We start from the raw sequence: 16992 nt of genomic DNA on the forward strand, positions 1-16992 counted from the left end.
TTTCGAGGAGAGAACATGGTCATCGTGATGGGCTCCGAGGCGACGCAGGGCGACGTCGAGGCGGTCGTCGGCCTCGTGCAGGCGGCAGGCGTGGAGGCGTTCGTCAGCAGGGGGGTGCAGCGCACGATCATCGGGCTGGTAGGCGACGTCACGCAGCTCAGCGCCGTCAACCTACGCGGCATGAGCGGGGTGCGCGACGTCATGCGGGTGTCGACGCCGTACAAGCTGGTGAGCAGGGAGAACCACCCGGACAGGTCCACCGTGCACGTCGGCGGGGTGCCGATCGGCCCCGACACCGTGACGCTCATCGCGGGGCCCTGCGCGGTGGAGACGCCGCAGCAGACGCTCGAGGCCGCCCAGATGGCCAAGGCCGCGGGCGCGACGCTGCTGCGGGGCGGCGCCTACAAGCCGCGCACCTCCCCGTACGCCTTCCAGGGGCTCGGGGAGAAGGGGTTGCGCATCCTCGCCGACGTGCGCGAGGAGACGGGGCTGCCGGTCGTGACCGAGGTCGTGGACGCCCACGACGTCGACCTCGTCGCCTCCTACGCCGACATGCTGCAGGTCGGCACGCGCAACGCGCAGAACTTCGCGCTGCTGCAGGCGGTCGGCGCGGCGGGCAAGCCGGTCATGCTGAAGCGCGGCATGAACGCCACCATCGAGGAGTGGCTCATGGCCGCCGAGTACATCGCCCAGCGCGGCAACCTCGACATCGTGCTGTGCGAGCGCGGCATCCGCACCTTCGAGACCGCCACCCGCAACACCCTGGACGTCTCCGCCGTCCCGGTCGCCCAGCGGCTCTCGCACCTGCCGGTCATCATCGACCCGTCCCACTCGGGCGGCCGCCGCGACCTGGTGCTGCCGCTGACCCGCGCGGCGATCGCGGTCGGCGCCGACGGCGTCATCGTGGACGTGCACCCACACCCCGAGCAGGCGCTGTGCGACGGCCCGCAGGCCCTGGTCGACGGTGACCTGCGCGAGCTGGCCACGACCATGCGGACCTTCCCCGCCCTGCTGGGCAAGGGCCTGACCGGCGACACGGTCACGGTCTGACCAGGCAGGGGGCTCAGGGCTGGTACGGCCGGCGCGCCACGAACCGCCTGCCGTACTCACGAGTAACTAAGTATTTCTCCGCATGTGTCGGGCGCTCGTGGCGTCTCATCATCGAGCCATGAGCAAACCGATCCAGCCCTCCCAGACCACCGCCTACTACGTGCAGGCGGTCCTGTCCTTCGGCGCGTCGCTCGCCGCCGTGGCGATCGGCGTGGCCTACCTGCCGGTCTCCGGATGGATCAGGGCGTTCCTGACCGTCGGCGTCCTTTACGTGATCACGTCGGCGTTCACGCTGGCCAAGGTGGTACGCGACCGGCAGGAGCTGAGCGCGATGACCAACCGGGTCGACCAGGCGCGCCTCGACAAGCTCCTCGCCGAGCACGATCCCTTCAAGGTCGACACCCCCTGAGCGCGACGGCCCCCCTGATGGGACGGACCTCTGACGGGAGGACCCCTTGACGGGACGGCTCACAGGCTCGCGTCGCGGTGGGTGAGGTGCCCGTCGAGGACGGTGAGCAGCACGGGCAGGTCGGGCAGGCCGGTGGCGGCGGTGGTGAGCGGGTCGCCGGCGAGGACGGTGAGGTCGGCGCGGTGGCCGAGCCCGATCCGGCCTGCCTGGCGCTCCTCGCCCGCCGCGTAGGCGGCGTTGACCGTCATGCCCCGCAGCGCCTCCAGAGCGGTGAGCGCCTGGCCGGGGCCGTGCGGGGGCTGGGTGAGGTCGCGGCTGGGCCGGCGGTGGCGGGCACCCGCGCTCGACCAGCTCGCAGGCGGCGTCCTCCAGGAGCAGGCCGGTGGGCCGGCCCTCGTCGCCGGTGTCACCCTCATCGCCTCCGGCCCGCTGTCGTACACCACCAGCGCCGACTTCTCCCGCTACCTGCCCCGCGCCTCGTCACCGAAGGCGATCGTGGGATGGACCGCCCTGGGCAGCTTCCTGCCCAGCGTCATCGTCTGTTCCCTGGGCGCGTTCGCCGCGACCGCGGTCGACATGACCGACCCGCAGACCGCGCTGGAGAAGATCCTGCCCGGCTGGTTCACGCCCGCCTTCCTGCTTGCGCTGGTCCTCGGCACGATCGCCATCAACGCCCTGACCGCCTACAGCGCCGGCATGGCCCTGCAGGCCGTCGGCGTCCGCGTCCGCCGCTCCCTCAGCGTGATCGTCGACGGAGCCGTCGCCGTCGCCCTGACCCTGTACGCGCTGCTCGTCTCCGACTTCCTCGGCACCGTCAGCGACGTCCTGCAGCTGACCGTCGTCCTGCTCGGCCCGAGCATGGCCGTCTACGCCACCGACATCCTGCTGCGCCGCAACCGTTACGACGGGCTCGCGCTCACCGACGAGACCCCTGGGAGCCCCTTCTGGTACACCGGGGGCGTCAACCCGGCCGGGGCCCTGGCGCTCGCGGCGGGCACCGGCGCGGCCGCCCTCTGCGTGAACACCCTGTACACCGGCCCCGTCGCCGCGGCCCTGGGCGGCCTGGACCTCGCCCTGCCCGTGGGCATGGTCGTCGCCGCGGCGCTCTACGCGCTCCTCATGCGGCGACCGATCCGCGACGGCCTCGGTCCGGGCCGGGAGGAGACCCGCCCGCTCACCGGGCCTGATACTCCCCCGCTCCTCTGGCATGGGACGCCGTGGCCCGTCAGAGGGTGTATTCCTGGATCGAGTCGGCGAGCTGCACCACGAGCTCCTCCGCGTCGAGGCGCTTCTCGATCAGCTTGAGGTCCTCGATCTTGGCACGGGTCTCGGCGCGCTTGGGCGCCAGCAGGCTGCAGCAGTCCTCGTCGGGCAGCTCGGAGATCTCCAGCGTGCCGATCCGCCGGGCCTCGGCCATGATCTCGGTCTTGTCCCAGCCGATCAGCGGTCGCAGGATCGGCAGGTCGACCGCGTTGTCCTGGGCGGTGATGTTCTGCAGCGTCTGGGAGGAGACCTGGCCGAGCGCGTCGCCAGTGACGAGCGCGCCCGCCCTGATGCGGTGGGCGACCTCCTCGGCCGTCTTCAGCATGAGCCGGCGCTGGGCGATCACGGCCAGCCGGTCCTGCCCTGAGGTCCTGATCGACTGCTGCGCCTTGCCGAACGGCACGACCCACAGCCGCGACTTGCCCTGGAAGCGGTCGAGCCTGCGCACCAGCGCGTACGCCTTGTAGATCGACTCGGAGGTGGTGAAGGGGATGCCGGAGAAGTGCAGGAAGTCGACGTGGAGCCCGCGGCGCATCATGCGGTAGGCGGCCACGGGCGAGTCGATGCCGCCGGACATCAGCACCAGGGCCCTGCCGCTGCTGCCCACCGGCAGGCCGCCCTGCCCGGGCAGCCCGTCGGTGAAGACGAAGACCTCGTCGCGGTCGACCTCGATGTAGACGGTCAGCTCGGGGTTCTTCAGGTCGACGGGCAGGCCGTAGGTGTCGTTGATGGTGCCGCCGACCAGCCGGTCGAGCTCGTTGGAGCGCAGCGGGAAGCGCTTGTCGCGGCGGCGCGAGCGCACCGCGAACTTGGCGCCCCGCCTGACCTCCTCGCGGTCCCTGATCAGCTCCAGCGCGGCCTTGACGACCGTGTCGGGGTCCTTGGCGACCCGCCACGCGCGGTGGATCCACACCAGGCCCGGCACGTCGGTCACGCGCTGGGCCACCTGGTCGGCGACCTCGACGCCGGTGCCCTCGGGCAGGAAGATCGCGATGACGCCGTGGCGCTGGCGCACGTCGGTCTTGAGGTCGAAGTCCTTCAGGGCGGCGCGGATGTTGCCGACGAGCCTGCGCTCGAACAGCTCGCGGTTCTTGCCTTTCAGGACGATCTCCCCCAGCTTGAGCAGCACGCACGGCTCGCCCAGGGCGGACATCGTCATGGCGGGAACCTCCGGGAGGAATGTGGGAACGCGGCCCCATCTGCAACGCCGCGACCTTACGAGTTTAGTCCGCCGCGCGGCGGCGAGACCCGCCCGGCGTGCGGTCGTCCGTCAGAGGTCCTCGTCGAGCCCCTGCTCGATCGCGTAACGGACCAGCTCGACGCGGTTGTGGAGCTGGAGCTTGTTGAGCGTGTTCTGGACGTGGTTCTGCACCGTGCGATGGCTGAGCACGAGCCGGTCGGCGATCTGCCTGTAGGACAGCCCCTTGGCCACCAGGCGCAGCACCTCGGTCTCCCGGTCGGTCAGCCGGGGACCCTCCGGCCGCGTGCGCGACTCTGCGGCCAGCCGGCGGTACTCCCCCAGCACCAGCCCCGCGAGCCCGGGCGTGAAGACCGCGTCGCCCACGGCGGTCCGCGCCACCGCGTCGAGGAACTCCTCCCGGCCGGCCGACTTGACCAGGTAGCCGCAGGCGCCGGCTTTCACCGCCTCCAGCACGTCCTCCTGCTCGGCGCTCGCCGACAGCACCAGGATCTTCACCCCGGGCAGCCCTCTGGCCACCTGCGCCCCCGACAGATCGGGCAACTGCAGGTCGAGGACGACCACGTCGGGCCTGACCGCCTCGGCCACCCGGAGCGCCTGCCGTCCCTCGCCCACGGCGGCGACCACCTCGTACCCCGCCTCGGCCAGGTCCCTGGCCACCGCGTCGCGCCACATGGGATGGTCGTCGACCACCATCACCCGCACCATGCCGTCACTCTAAGGGCCGCCACCTTCAGGACCGCCGGCGAAGCGGCGCGGGCACGGTGATCTCCACCTCGGTGCCCTCGCCGGGCGTGGACAGGATCGACACCCTGCCGCCCAGATCGGCCACCCGGCCCTTGATCGACTGGGCGACGCCGAGCCTCCCGTCGGCGCGCGCCTGCTCCAGCCGTCCTGCGGCGATGCCGGGGCCCTCGTCGCGCACGCTGACCGTCACCTCGCCGTCGCCCTCCTCGGCGAACACCCAGGCCCGCGCCCGCTCGCCGCAGTGGGCGCGCACGTTGTCCAGCGCCGCCCGTACGGCGGCCGCCGTCTCCTCGGCCACGCCGGTGGGCAGGACCAGCGGCGTGGCCGGCGTGGAGATCGTCACCTGGGCCGAGCCGAACCTCATGAGCAGCGCCCGCAGATCCGCCGCCCCCGTCGGCGCGGTCCGCACCGCGACCAGCTCGCGCAGCGCGGCCTCCTGCTCCCCGGCCAGCCTGCCCAGCTCGGCCGCCTCGCCGCCGAGCTCCTGACCACGGCGCTTGACCAGCGCCAGCACCTGCAGCACCGAGTCGTGGATGCCGCGGGCCAGCCGTTCGCGTTCGCGCTGGGCGGCCTCCATCTCGACGGCGCGCTGCATGCGTTCCTCGGCCCGTACCGCGAGGCGCGCCACGTGCCCGACGACGACTCCCGCCATGAACAGCAGGACCGCCCCGTTGATCAGGATCGGGGAGCCGGGCCCCGCCATCCGCACCCAGAGGTCGGTGCCCGCCACGATCGCCGCCGCCACCCCGCCCAGGCGGCGCCCGCCGTACACGGCCCAGGCCAGGACGGGGCCGGCGATCCAGATCGCGGGGACCGGCATGCTGCCGAGCTGCCCCTGGAAGGAACCCTGCACGTACGGCGTGGCCAGCAGGCAGCCCAGCGCCACCAGCATGTCGACGGTCAGCAGCGGCCAGCCGCGCAGGGCCTCGACGGAGTAGCAGACGGTGGCGGCCGCGGTCCACAGCGCCATGATCGCGATGACCGTCCAGCCGGCGACCGGGTGGGCGAAGCCCTCGTGCTGGAGCATCAGCACCGCCGCGTAGATCAGCGACGCGGCCCTGAAGACCGCGATCGCCCGCCAGAAGGCATCGCCCATGAGAGGTTCTCACGTTTCCGACAGAGGAGATTGACAGATAGTTGAGCTATCCATGCAAATGGGATAGACGCGCTGCGACAATCCGGAAGATCCCTATGGCAAGGATTGTCACAACATGAATCATTTCACCCAGGGTCCGCTCACGCCGATCCTCGCGTACGTGATGTCGTGTATGGGCTCGATGCTCGGCCTACGGCTCACCGCTCAGGCCAACGCCTCGACCGGCTCCTCGCGTGCGCGATGGCTCATCGGCGCGGCCATCTCCATCGGCGGCACCGGCATCTGGGTCATGCACTTCATCGCCATGATGGGCTTCGACGTCGAGGGCACCGAGATCAGGTACGACGTCCCGCTCACCGTCGCCTCGGCGCTGGTGGCCGTCGTCGTGGTCGGCGCGGGACTGTTCCTGGTCTCCTTCGGCCGCGCCAAGGTGCTCGCCCTGCTCGGCGGCGGCCTGCTGACCGGGCTCGGCGTGGCCGCCATGCACTACATGGGCATGTACGCCATGAACATGTCGGCCCACGTCACCTACGACCCGACGTTCGTGGGCGCCTCCGTCGTCATCGCGGTCGTCGCCGCGACGGTCGCTCTATGGTTCACCCTGCGCGTCAGGCGGGCCCTGGCGATCACCGGCGCCGCGCTGATCATGGGTGTCGCCGTCGCCGGCATGCACTACACGGGCATGTTCGGGATGAGCGTCCAGCTCCACACCGCATCCGGGCACGTGGCCGGCGCGGACGCGCTGTCCTTTCTCGTGCCGTTGATGACGGTGGTCAGCCTCATCACGCTGACCATGCTGCTGATGGTCATCCTGTCTCCGTCGCAGGCGGAGATGCAGGAGGACGCCGAGCTGATGGCCCGCCTCGAGAGGCGCCGCCAGGCGGCCGAGAGCGCCCAGACCCTTCGCGCGCCCGTGCCCGCGGGCCCGCCCGCGCAGGGCCGGTCGCAGCGCGGCCGCCCCCCGCAGGGCCTGCCCCCGCAGGGCCTGCCCGAGCAGGGGCGGCCCGTGCACGGGCGGCAGGAGCGCGGCCGTGCCGCGCAGGGGCTGGGCGAGCAGGGACGGCCGGAGTACGGCAGACCCGAGTACGGCGCCGCCCCACAGGCGGGCGGCCCCCTCCCTAGAAGGACGCAGGCGCCCTACGGCCGGCCCCAGCAGCACCCACGGGGTTGAGACATCCGCACGCGAGGGCCGCGGCGGCCGGGGCGATCCCGGATCCGCCGCGGCCCTCGCGGCGTTTCTCCCGGCCCTCCGGCCTGCGGGGACGGCGAGAGCGACAGCATCCGGCGGGTACGGCTCGCCCCCTTCATCATGGGCCGCGACAATCAGGGGCGAGCCGTACCCGGAGGGAATGGAGCGGTCTCCCGCTCTGCCCTCACGGTACGGCCCGCCACTTGCAATCCGCTTAACCGAAGAAGACCTCGGCCTCCTCGTAGCGCTCGACCGGGACGGTCTTCAGCTCCGAGGTGGCCTCGTCGAGCCCCACGCGCACGATGTCGGTGCCGCGCAGCGCCACCATCGTGCCGAAGTCGCCGGCGTGGACCGCGTCGATGGCCTGCAGCCCGAACCTGGTGGCCAGCACCCTGTCGAAGGCGGTCGGCGTGCCGCCGCGCTGGATGTGGCCGAGCACGGTCGTGCGGGCCTCCTTGCCGGTGCGCTTCTCGATCTCCTTGGCCAGCATCTCGCCGATGCCGCCGAGCCGTACGTGGCCGAAGGCGTCGAGCTCGCTCGCCTGCAGTGTCATCTGGCCCTCGAGGGGGTGGGCGCCCTCGGCGACCACGATGATCGGTGAGTAGCGCGTGCGGAAGCGCGACTCGACGTACTCGCAGACACGGTCGATGTCGAACGGCTTCTCGGGGATGAGGATGACGTTGGCACCGCCTGCCATGCCCGCGTGCAGCGCGATCCAGCCCGCGTGACGGCCCATGACTTCGCAGATCAGCGCCCTGTGGTGGGACTCGGCGGTGGTGTGGAGCCGGTCGATGGCCTCGGTGGCGATGTTGACGGCGGTGTCGAAGCCGAAGGTGTAGTCGGTGCCGGACAGGTCGTTGTCGATGGTCTTGGGCACGCCGACCACCTTGACCTCACGGTCGGACAACTGGCGGGCGACACCGAGGGTGTCCTCGCCGCCGATGGCGATCAAGGCGTCGATCCCGCTCGCGGTGAGGTTGTCCTTGATCCGGTCGACGCCACCCTCGATCTTGATCGGGTTCGTGCGGGACGAACCCAGAATCGTGCCACCCCGCGGCAGGATCCCTCGCACGGCCTGGATGTCGAGCGGCATGGTGTCGCCCTCGAGGGGGCCGCGCCAGCCGTCCCTGAAGCCGACGAACTCGTGCCCGTAAACGCTGACACCCTTGCGAACAACAGCCCTGATCACAGCATTGAGACCGGGGCAGTCGCCGCCTCCGGTGAGCACTCCAATACGCATGGCGGGTTCCTCCCGATGGGGTTCACGGCCAAACTGCTGGGGCGGTGCCTTCGACGTATCGCCGATGCAACGCATTGTGCCCTTTGGTACCGGCAATGGTCTAGACCAAAAGGCGGGCGCCGTGCGCGGTCCGACGCCGGACGCGGGCACGACAGGCGTGACCGCGCCGGCCGACACCGGGGAGGGGCGGATCGGGTCGCGTGGTCACGAGGAGTTCCCTGCCCATCCTGGCCGGATCGAACACGCGCCGGAGGAGATCATCCGGCGGCGCCCGCGGCGCGGCGTACCGCTCCAGGACGGGGTATCGACGGACTCACCGGCGAGCGGCGGACCGAGCGTCAACCAACGGTTGACGACCCTTTCTCGTCAACCTATGGTTGACGAATGGAGAACACCGTCAGGCTCGACGACCTGATCTCAGCGATCAAGACCCGCGGCGGCGATCCGCTCGACCAGCTGTCCGACGCGGTCACGCTCGGCGAACACCTCGGCGACGTCGCCGACCACCTCATCGGCCACTTCGTGGACCAGGCGCGGCATTCGGGCGCCTCCTGGACGGAGATCGGCCGCAGCATGGGCGTGAGCAAGCAGGCCGCGCAGAAGCGGTTCGTGTCGAAGGACGGCCCCACCCTGGCCGAGGACCTGCGCAACTACGCCCGCTTCACCGAGCGCGCCCGCCACGTGGTCGTCCAGGCCCAGGCGGAGGCGCGCGACGGCGGGCACGACCAGATCGAGGTGGGCCACCTCGTGCTCGGCCTCCTGCACGAGCCCGAGGGCATCGCCGCCAAGATCATGGTCACGCTCGGGGCGAGCCCCACGGCCGTGCGGGAGGCGGTGACGCCGCCGGCCGGGTCAGGCGCGCCCGACATGATCGCCTTCTCCGCCCAGGCCACCAAGGCGCTCGAACTCACCCTGCGTGAGGCGCTACGGCTCGGCCACAACTACGTGGGCACCGAGCACATCCTCCTGGGCGTCCTGTCGCTGGAGGAGGGCCCCGCGACGGCGGCGCTGACCGGCCTGGGCGTGACCAAGGAGGCGGTGGAGCCGGAGATCAGGCGGCTGCTGAGCGCGATCCTCGCGGCCAGGCCTGACTAGCGGGGCAGCACGCAGGCGGGCGCGACCACCTCGATGCGCCCGCCCGTCGGCCGGGGCAGGCCGCCGTGCAGTGACAGCACGGAGACCGCGTCGTCGGTCTGGTTGGCCACGTACATGGCGGCGCCGTCGATGGCGAAGTGCCGGGGCCAGGCACCGCCGCTGGACACCTCCGTCACCGGCGCCAGATCGGTCCTGCGCAGGACCGCGATCGTGTCGGGGCCGCGGTTGGCGACATAGACGTAGTCGTCGGCCGCCTCGATGTGCGAGGGATAGTTCGTGCCCGGCGCCTGGCTGGCGGGGGCGGCCGCCAGCTCGTTCCAGTGGCTGTCGTAGCTCCGCACCATGGCGTCGAGCTCGCCGGCCACGTGGCAGCGGTCGCCGTCGAACACCAGGTGGCGGGGGCCCATCCCGGCGGGCAGCTTCACGAACTCCAGCGCGCGGCCGTCGAGCGCGTAGCGGCGGATCTCGTCGGTGCCGAGATCGCACACGTGCAACACGTCCTGATGGAAGACGATCTGGTGGGCGTGGGGCCGCTCCTGCCGTTCCCACACCGGACCGGAACCGTGGTGGGTGAGCACGACGGGTTCACCGGCGAAGGCGCCGTTCTCGTCGAGCTCGTGCAGGCTCACGACGCCGTCGCCGTAGTTGGCCACCGCCAGCAGCCGCCCGCCCGGATGCACGGCCACATGGCACGGCTGGCCGCCCTCGCTGGAGCGCTCGCCGAGCGGGGCCGGCCGGTCGGCGGCCACCGAGTAGGCGCTCACGGTGCCGCGGTCGTCCTCGCCCACGGCGTACAGCACCGGCATCGCGGGATGGAAGGCAAGGAAGGAGGCCTTGTGGGCCGCGGCGCGCGCGAGCACGGTCAGGTCCTTGCCCGCGACCACGATGTCGGGACCGTATCCACCAATGAACAGGTGCTTCACAACAGACATCCTCTCATGCTTGACTGTGTCAATGAACTCATTGACCGAGGCAATGATCGCTGAGATCAGGGCCTTCAATCGCTTCTACACCAAGGTGATCGGCGTCCTGCAGCTCGGCATGCTCGATTCGCCCTACTCCCTGACCGAGGTGAGGGTGCTGTTCGAGCTCGCCAGCGCCGAGGGGCCGGCGCTGGAGGCGGGCGAGCTGCGGCGCATGCTCGACCTCGACGCCGGATACCTGAGCAGAATCCTGGCCAGGTTCGAGGCCGACGGCCTGCTCGTCAGGGAGCGGTCCTCGAGCGACGCCCGCAAGCAGGTCGTCCGGCTCACCGAGGCCGGCACGACCACCTTCGCCGGGCTCGACCGGCGCCAGAGCGAGCGGATCAGCCAGTTGCTCGACGGGCTCGGCGAGGAGGAGCAGGCGCGGCTCGTCGCGGCGATGTCGTCGATCAGGAAGACGCTCGGCCGGGAGGCGCCCGCCTCGCGCGTGCCGTACGTCATCAGGCCGCCGCGCACGGGCGATCTCGGATGGGCCGTCTGGCGGCACGCGGCGCTGTACGGCAAGGAGTACGGCTGGGGCCTCGAGTTCGAGAAGGTCGTCGCGCGCATCGTCAGCGAGTACGACCCGGCCAGGGACACGGGCTGGATCGCCGAGATCGACGGGGAGCCGGTCGGCTCGGTGTTCTGCGTGCACAAGGACGACACCACCGCGCAGCTGCGGATGCTGCTGGTGGAGCCCGCGGCGCGCGGGCTCGGCCTGGGGCGGCGGCTGGTGGAGGAGTGCCTGCGGCACGCGCGGGAGTCGGGGTACAAGCGGATCGTGCTGTGGACCAGGGACTCGCTGGTGAGCGCGCGCAGGATCTACCAGGCGGCGGGCTTCAGCCTGGACTCGGAGGAGACGTCGGTCGAGAACGGGGTGGACGTCGTCGAGCAGGTCTGGTCCCTCGACCTCTGAAGCGGGCCCGCACTCCCCGGCCTGCGGATTGCGGTAGATCAGGAGGGGATGCCGCGTCCCCGACGACAGGAGAGACCCTTGATGACACTGGCCGAGCTGCTGTCCGACGTGGCGGCGGGCAGGCTTCCCCGCGCCGACGGCACGGTGACGATCGTGCCGCAACCCAGCCACCGCGACATGGGCGTGATCGCCTTCACCGCGCACAGCGTGGTCTTCGCCGACCTCGACCACGGCTGGCTGCGCGACAGGCTGCCCGACGGCGACCTGTCCGCGCCGCTGAACCCGCCGTTCCTGCGGGCGCTGGAGCTGGAGACCGGCAGGACGGTCGACAACCTCGACGCGCTCCTGCTCGCCCGGCCGCTGGCAGGGCCGCCGCCCGCCGGGCTCACCGAGATCACCGACGACGGCCATCCCCGCGTGGCGCGCGCCATGCGGCACCGTGACGCCGTACGCGTGTGGGCCGGCGAGGAGGGCGTGCTGGTGATCGGCAGGGGCGTGGCGGGGCGGTGGGAGGTCGCGGTGGAGGTCGATCCCGCCCACCGGGGGCGCGGCGTGGGCAGGAAGCTGGCCGCGGCGGCCCGCGCGCTGTGCGACGAGCCGCTGTGGGCGCAGGTCGCCCCTGGCAACGCGGCCAGCCTGCGCGCCTTCCTGGCGGCGGGGTTCACGCCCGTGGGCGCCGAGGCGCTGCTGGTCGCCGACGAAACTCGGTAAACTGCTCGCATGTCCGACCGTCCGGTACGCCGCCAGGCGCGGGGCCTCAAGCGCATGGCCGAGATCCTCGACGCGGCGGAGCTGGTCATCGCCGAGGTGGGCTACCCCGACCTCACGACGAACCAGGTGGCGGCGCGGGCGGGCATGTCGCCCGGCTCGCTGTACCAGTTCTTCCGCAACAAGGACGAGATCCTCGACGGCCTGGTGGCCCGCTACACCGACGAGCGCGGCGAGTACTGGGCCGAGCGGCTGGCCGCCGTCACCCCCGAGGTGCCGCTGGAGGCCCTGGTGGCGGCGTTCGTCGACGAGAGCGTGGCCTTCAAGAGCCGCTCGCCCGCCTACTGGGCCCTGCTGTACGGCTCGGCCACGGGCGACCGGCTGGCGGCCGCCTCGCAACGGCTGCACGCGGCGATCGCCGAGCAGGTCGCCGAGCTGCTCCTGCGCCGCTCCGCCGGCCTCGACCCCGACCGGGCCCTGCTGATGGGCACGATGGCGGTCTCCATGGTCAAGGCCGTGATCCCGCACCACTCGCCCGCGCTGACCGAGGAGCTGAAGGCGGCGCTGACCGGCTACTTGAGCAACGCCTGAGCGAAAGGCCCCGTCACCTCGAAGGTGTGGCCGTCGAGCCCGCCCGCGTCGCCCTTCCTGCCCCGCTGCGAGGAGAAGTAGAGCCGCCTGCCGTCGGGGGAGAAGGCGGGCCCGGTCAGCTCCGACCGGTCGTGGCCCGCCAGCCGCAGGAACGGGGAAACCTCTCCCGAGCGGCCGACCAGGCTGATCTCCATGTTGCCGCCGTCCTCGGCGACGAACAGCTCGCCCGCCTCCGAACCGGTGATGTTGTCGGCGCCCCGCACCCTCGACAGCGGCTCCAGGCTGCCTTTGACGGCGTCGTAGGCCCACACCTTGCCGTCGCCCTTGGTGGTGAAGTAGCAGACGCCGCCCATGTAGTGGCAGCCCTCACCGCCGTCGAAGTGCCTGGCGTCGTCGACCTGGTGGCGGGTGGCCCTGGTGAGCGCGGCCGGCGAGGGGACACGCCGCCAGGCGCCCGACGTGGTCAGCACCTCCAGCGTGCCCTCCGTCAGGTCGCCCCAGTCGCGCGGCCTGAACCGGTAGAAGCACCCGTCAGGCTCGTCCTCGGTCAGGTAGACGACCTGCCGGTCGGGGTCGCAGGCGGCGGCCTCGTGCTTGAAGCGGCCCATGGCCAGGCGGGGGCGGGCGGCGCGGGAGCCGTACGGGTCGCACTCGAAGACGCGGCCCCTGGTGACCTCCTCGCACGACAGCCAGGTGTTCCACGGGGTGGCGCCGCCGGCGCAGTTGAGGTCGGTGCCCGACAGGATGCGGTAGGCGTCGCGGACGGCGCCGTCAGGCCCGAACCGCAGCGCCGACGCGCCGCCGAGCAGCGGGATCTCGGAGTTGGACACGTAGATCCAGCCGTCGCCGTCGGGGAAGCAGGCACCGCCGTCCGGGGCGGCGTGCCACCTCAGGCCCGCCACCTTGCGCCCCGAACGGGCCACCACCCGGCCCGTGAAGCCCTTGGGGAGCGCCAGTCCGTCGGCGTTGGGCTTGCCGAGCGGCCCGTAGGGGCCGGCGGCGGCGTGGGCCTCCGGCGAGCCGAGCCACAGGGAGCCGACCACGACGGCGCCCGTGCGGAGCACTGTTCTGCGCAACATGTGGGGCCCTCCCTGTCGGTTGCCACGCTAGGCCCAAGCCCTTGCCCAGTCGATCGGAATGACATGAATGGAAAGGGATCGCGCGGTCAAACTCTGCGCAAACCCTGCGCCACCGCCGATCCTGGGTCCCAGCATCCTGGACATGACACCCATGCGGCCGGCACCCCGGATCAAGGCCCGCAGGGCCCTGGTCTTCCTGGACGGTGAGCCCTCCCGCAGGTTCGCGCACGCCCTCCGGCAGTGCGCGTTCGGCGTGCGCACCTGCGGCCCTGAAACCCCCTTCCCCGACCTGGCGGCCTTCCTCCAGTCGGCCGAGCCCGGCGAGCTGCTACTGGTCCGCTGGCCCGCCGGATCGGCGTGGGTGCCGAGCGCGTTCACGGGACTGATCGCCGAGTTCTCGCGGCGGCTCGGCGACTCCTGCGCGGCGGCGCTGCTGCTGGTGGTCGACTTCGGCTGGGTGCTGCACACCGGCCCCGAGCAGCCCGGCCACGCGCGGCTCAACGTGCCGGGCGACCCGCCCGTGGCCGCCGCCGCCCTGACGGCCGCGCTCGGCCGCGGCACCGAGCGGCCCGGCCCCGCCCCCTCCCTCACCGGGCTGCTGGCCGACGGCCTGCTGTCCCGGCGCGACGCGGTCACGGTCGCCGACCTGTACGGCATGGCGCGGCAAGCCTACGAGGAACGCGGCTCCGACCTGCGCGCGATCATGTTCGGCCACGGCGACATCGAGGACGTGACCGTCAGCGCGGGCCGTACCCCGGGAGAGGTGGCGCTGGCGCACACGGCGGCCATGCTGAGAGCGGTGGGCGAGCGGGAGGTGCCCGAATCGGCGGCCGAGATCGTCGCCCGCGTCCACGACCTGCACCTGAGCGAGGCCGCGCGGCGGCTGCTGCCCGTGGCCTCGCTGCTCGGGCCCGCCGAGCAGCTGACGGCCGACCACGCCGCCCTGCTGGACGCCCGCGAAGGCCTGGACGAGCTGGTCCGCTGGGGTCTGGCCCCGGTTCCGCACCAGGCGGTACGCGAGTTCGGCGGATCGCTGCTGACACTCGAGGAGGCCGACCGGCTGGCGTGGAACCTGCGGCGGCTGCGCGCGGGCCGCACCGCCGTACGGCCGAGAGCCCGCCTGACCCCGGACCGGTGGACGCTCGACGACCGGCTCGGGCACCGCGTCTACGCCGAGGCGATGGCCGCCTTCATCCGCCACCCCGACACCCAGCCGCCGCTGACGATCGGCGTGAAAGGGCCGTGGGGCGTCGGCAAGACCTCACTCATGCGGATGGTGCAGGAACTTCTCGACCCGGGAGCCAGCGGCGAGAACCCGGTCGGGCTGCGCGTGCCGCGCCGCGAGCGCGGCCAGGTGACCAACGCCGAGATCCTCGATCGGGTACGGCGGGCGGTCGCCCCGCGCGCCGGCCGGGCCGTACCGGAGGCCGGGGGCGACTGGCGGCCGACGGTCTGGTTCAACCCGTGGATGTACCAGGACGGCGAGCAGGTGTGGGCCGGTCTCGCCCACGAGATCATCACGCAGGTCACCCGGCGCCTGCCGCCCGCCGAGCGGGAACGGTTCTGGCTGGAGCTGAACCTCACCCGGGTCGACAGGGAGTCCGTCCGCCGCCAGGCCTACCGGCTGGCCCTCACCAGGCTCGCGCCCGTCGGGATCGCGCTGGCCGGCACGCTGCTGCTGTCCGGCGCGGCGCTGGCGGCCGAACAGCTGCTGCCGTGGCTGAAGGGCGCGGCCGCCGCGATCGGCTCGTCGGGCGCCCTGGCCTCGATGATCACCGGGACGCTGCGGATGGCCAGGTTCTTCGGCGAGGCGGCGAGCGGCAGCTTCAGCGACCTGATGCGCCCGGCCGACCCGCTCGGTCTCGCCGGCGAGCACGGCTACCGCGGCAAGGCGGGCTTCCTGCACCTGGTGCAGACCGACATGCGCAACGTGCTGGACCTGGTGGCCACCCCCGAACGCCCGCTGGTGGTGTTCGTCGACGACCTCGACCGCTGCTCCGCCGGCACGGTCGCGCACGTCATCGAGGCGATCAACCTGTTCCTGGCGGGCGAGTTCCCCAACTGCGTCTTCGTGCTGGCGATGGAGCCCGACGTGGTGGCCGCGCACGTCGAGAACGCCTACCGGGGGCTGCGGCTGCCCGAAGGCGTCGGCTGGCGGTTCCTGGAGAAGATCGTGCAGCTGCCGCTGAGCGTGCCGCAGCTCGACGAGGACCGCCTGCCCCACTACCTGCGCGGCCTGCTCGGCCTGCAGGCCGACGACGCGCCGCCGTCCGCCGAACCCGTACGGGAGGAGGAGATCGACAAGGTGGAGGCCGCCATCAGGCGCCTGTCGCCCACGTCGGCGACCCTGGAGCACAGCGTCCGCCACGCGCAGCACGCCCTCGGCGCCCGCCCCGAAGAGGTACGGCGGGCCGCCGACCGCGTCTTCGGCGACCTCTACAGCGACGAGAACGCCTTCCACGCCATCGGGGGCACCCTCCCGTGGCTCGACCTGCGCAACCCGCGCGAGGTGAAGCGGTACCTCAACGTGTTCCGCTTCTACTCGTTCGTCAGCTACCGGCGGCAGCTCGCCGGGGCGCCCCGCACGCCCGACGCGGCGGTGGCCAAGCTGGCCGCCCTCACGGTCGGGTGGCCGCACCTGCTGTCGGCGCTGACCAGGGAGGCGCACCCGGGGGCGACCGTGCTCGACCGGCTGGAAGGGGCGGCGCTGCGGGGCGACGGCGACGCGTGGCTGCGGGCGCTGGTGGAGGCCGAGGTGGCCACCCACGGGACGGAGGAGGGGCTGCGCCTGCTCCTGGCCACCCGCCCCCCGATCGCCACGCTGGCCGCCTTCTTCCTGTAGCCCTCCGCCCTTCCTGCCGCCCTGCGCCCGGCTTCCCGCGGTCCCTCCGCCCGGGGCCGTCGCCCGGCGCGGCGCAGGGCCGTGCGCATGGGCGTGCCGTGCGGGTGCCGTGTCCGGCGCAGGGCCGTGACGTCAGCGCTGGGCCTGGAACATCCAGTGCTGCTTCTCGACGTCCTGCGTGACGGCGATCAGCAGGTCCTGCGTCACGGGGTCCGGCTCGTCGGTGGCGGCGACCCGCTCCCGCATCCGCCTGATGACGCCTTCGAGGATGTCGGTGAAGGTCGCGACGACCTTGCCGTCCTCGATCCAGCCGTGTTCCGGCTGCGGCAGCTTCGTCGACGCCGCGATCGTGGCCGAGCGCCCGTCGGGGTTGATCCCCAGCGCGACGGCACGCTCCGCGACGGTGTCGGCGTGCTCACGCGCGACCGTCACCAGCTCGTCCAGCTGCAGGTGCAGCGGACGGAAGTGGGGACCGATCACGTTCCAGTGGGCCTGCTTGCCCACCAGAGACAGATCGATCAGGTCGACCAGCGCCCCCTGCAGAGCCTCCGCGACAACCTTGCGCGCGTCGCCCGACAGCGGTCCGGTGATCGTAGCCATGAGGTTT

Annotated in this window: 17 protein-coding genes; 9 read left to right on the forward strand and 8 right to left on the reverse strand. The window is 72.1% G+C overall.

The window, feature by feature from the left end:
• Window positions 1–15: 15 nt before the first annotated feature.
• A complete protein-coding gene (aroF, locus tag ACWDLG_RS18195) occupies window positions 16–1050 on the forward strand; it encodes a 3-deoxy-7-phosphoheptulonate synthase (RefSeq protein ID WP_449921227.1) in 1035 nt (344 codons plus the stop codon).
• A gap of 118 nt (window positions 1051–1168) precedes the next feature.
• A complete protein-coding gene (locus ACWDLG_RS18200) occupies window positions 1169–1459 on the forward strand; it encodes a YiaA/YiaB family inner membrane protein (RefSeq protein WP_354910090.1) in 291 nt (96 codons plus the stop codon).
• A gap of 59 nt (window positions 1460–1518) precedes the next feature.
• Here the strand turns inward: ACWDLG_RS18200 and ACWDLG_RS18205 are convergent, their stop codons facing one another.
• A complete protein-coding gene (locus tag ACWDLG_RS18205) occupies window positions 1519–1875 on the reverse strand; it encodes an amidohydrolase family protein (RefSeq protein ID WP_449921231.1) in 357 nt (118 codons plus the stop codon).
• Between ACWDLG_RS18205 and ACWDLG_RS18210 the strand changes: the two genes are divergently transcribed.
• Window positions 1763–2764, forward strand: a complete 1002-nt coding sequence (locus ACWDLG_RS18210) for a purine-cytosine permease family protein (RefSeq protein ID WP_449921234.1) — start codon at window positions 1763–1765, stop codon at window positions 2762–2764. The two genes, ACWDLG_RS18205 and ACWDLG_RS18210, sit on opposite strands and share 113 nt — an antisense overlap.
• Here ACWDLG_RS18210 and thiI read toward each other — a convergent pair.
• From thiI to macS, 3 genes are all read right to left on the reverse strand, one after another.
• Window positions 2685–3881: a tRNA uracil 4-sulfurtransferase ThiI gene (gene thiI / locus ACWDLG_RS18215; protein WP_449921237.1), complete on the reverse strand. Its 1197-nt coding sequence runs from the start codon at window positions 3879–3881 to the stop codon at window positions 2685–2687. The two genes, ACWDLG_RS18210 and thiI, sit on opposite strands and share 80 nt — an antisense overlap.
• A 111-nt stretch (window positions 3882–3992) precedes the next feature.
• Entirely contained in the window at window positions 3993–4628 is a 636-nt protein-coding gene (locus ACWDLG_RS18220; protein WP_354910087.1) for a response regulator transcription factor, read from the reverse strand.
• Between the two features lie 25 nt (window positions 4629–4653).
• Window positions 4654–5763: a MacS family sensor histidine kinase gene (gene macS / locus ACWDLG_RS18225; RefSeq protein WP_449921240.1), complete on the reverse strand. Its 1110-nt coding sequence runs from the start codon at window positions 5761–5763 to the stop codon at window positions 4654–4656.
• Between the two features lie 115 nt (window positions 5764–5878).
• Between macS and ACWDLG_RS18230 the strand changes: the two genes are divergently transcribed.
• On the forward strand, window positions 5879–6934 hold the full coding sequence (locus ACWDLG_RS18230) for an MHYT domain-containing protein (RefSeq protein ID WP_449921243.1): 1056 nt from the start codon (window positions 5879–5881) through the stop codon (window positions 6932–6934).
• Window positions 6935–7166: 232 nt separating this feature from the next.
• Here the strand turns inward: ACWDLG_RS18230 and ACWDLG_RS18235 are convergent, their stop codons facing one another.
• Entirely contained in the window at window positions 7167–8192 is a 1026-nt protein-coding gene (locus ACWDLG_RS18235) for a 6-phosphofructokinase (protein ID WP_354910081.1), read from the reverse strand.
• Window positions 8193–8576: 384 nt separating this feature from the next.
• On the opposite strand from ACWDLG_RS18235, the gene ACWDLG_RS18240 reads away from it, so the two are divergent.
• On the forward strand, window positions 8577–9287 hold the full coding sequence (locus tag ACWDLG_RS18240) for a Clp protease N-terminal domain-containing protein (RefSeq protein ID WP_449921246.1): 711 nt from the start codon (window positions 8577–8579) through the stop codon (window positions 9285–9287).
• On the opposite strand, the gene ACWDLG_RS18245 is transcribed toward ACWDLG_RS18240, so the two are convergent.
• Entirely contained in the window at window positions 9284–10219 is a 936-nt protein-coding gene (locus ACWDLG_RS18245) for a lactonase family protein (RefSeq protein ID WP_449921249.1), read from the reverse strand. The genes ACWDLG_RS18240 and ACWDLG_RS18245 overlap by 4 nt on opposite strands.
• Window positions 10220–10241: 22 nt before the next feature.
• On the opposite strand from ACWDLG_RS18245, the gene ACWDLG_RS18250 reads away from it, so the two are divergent.
• The 3 genes from ACWDLG_RS18250 (at window position 10242) to ACWDLG_RS18260 (ending at window position 12464) form a co-directional block, all read left to right on the forward strand.
• Window positions 10242–11165: a bifunctional helix-turn-helix transcriptional regulator/GNAT family N-acetyltransferase gene (locus tag ACWDLG_RS18250; protein WP_449921252.1), complete on the forward strand. Its 924-nt coding sequence runs from the start codon at window positions 10242–10244 to the stop codon at window positions 11163–11165.
• 81 nt (window positions 11166–11246) lie between these two features.
• Window positions 11247–11876, forward strand: a complete 630-nt coding sequence (locus tag ACWDLG_RS18255) for an N-acetyltransferase family protein (protein ID WP_449921255.1) — start codon at window positions 11247–11249, stop codon at window positions 11874–11876.
• Window positions 11877–11885: 9 nt separating this feature from the next.
• The gene (locus ACWDLG_RS18260) at window positions 11886–12464 is read left to right on the forward strand and encodes a TetR/AcrR family transcriptional regulator (RefSeq protein WP_449921258.1); all 579 of its coding nucleotides are present in this window, start codon (window positions 11886–11888) and stop codon (window positions 12462–12464) included.
• Here ACWDLG_RS18260 and ACWDLG_RS18265 read toward each other — a convergent pair.
• Complete coding sequence (locus ACWDLG_RS18265) at window positions 12446–13543, reverse strand: alkaline phosphatase PhoX (RefSeq protein WP_449921260.1); 1098 nt, start codon at window positions 13541–13543, stop codon at window positions 12446–12448. The two genes, ACWDLG_RS18260 and ACWDLG_RS18265, sit on opposite strands and share 19 nt — an antisense overlap.
• A gap of 142 nt (window positions 13544–13685) precedes the next feature.
• Here ACWDLG_RS18265 and ACWDLG_RS18270 point away from each other — a divergent pair, with 142 nt between their 5' ends.
• Window positions 13686–16385 carry a KAP family P-loop NTPase fold protein gene (locus tag ACWDLG_RS18270; protein WP_449921263.1) on the forward strand — a complete coding sequence of 900 codons (2700 nt, stop codon included), beginning with the start codon at window positions 13686–13688 and terminating at the stop codon, window positions 16383–16385.
• Between the two features lie 132 nt (window positions 16386–16517).
• Here the strand turns inward: ACWDLG_RS18270 and ACWDLG_RS18275 are convergent, their stop codons facing one another.
• A complete protein-coding gene (locus ACWDLG_RS18275) occupies window positions 16518–16985 on the reverse strand; it encodes a Dps family protein (RefSeq protein WP_354919314.1) in 468 nt (155 codons plus the stop codon).
• Between the last annotated feature and the right edge of the window lie 7 nt (window positions 16986–16992).

It is taken from the genome of Nonomuraea sp. NPDC003727, from assembly GCF_053586935.1.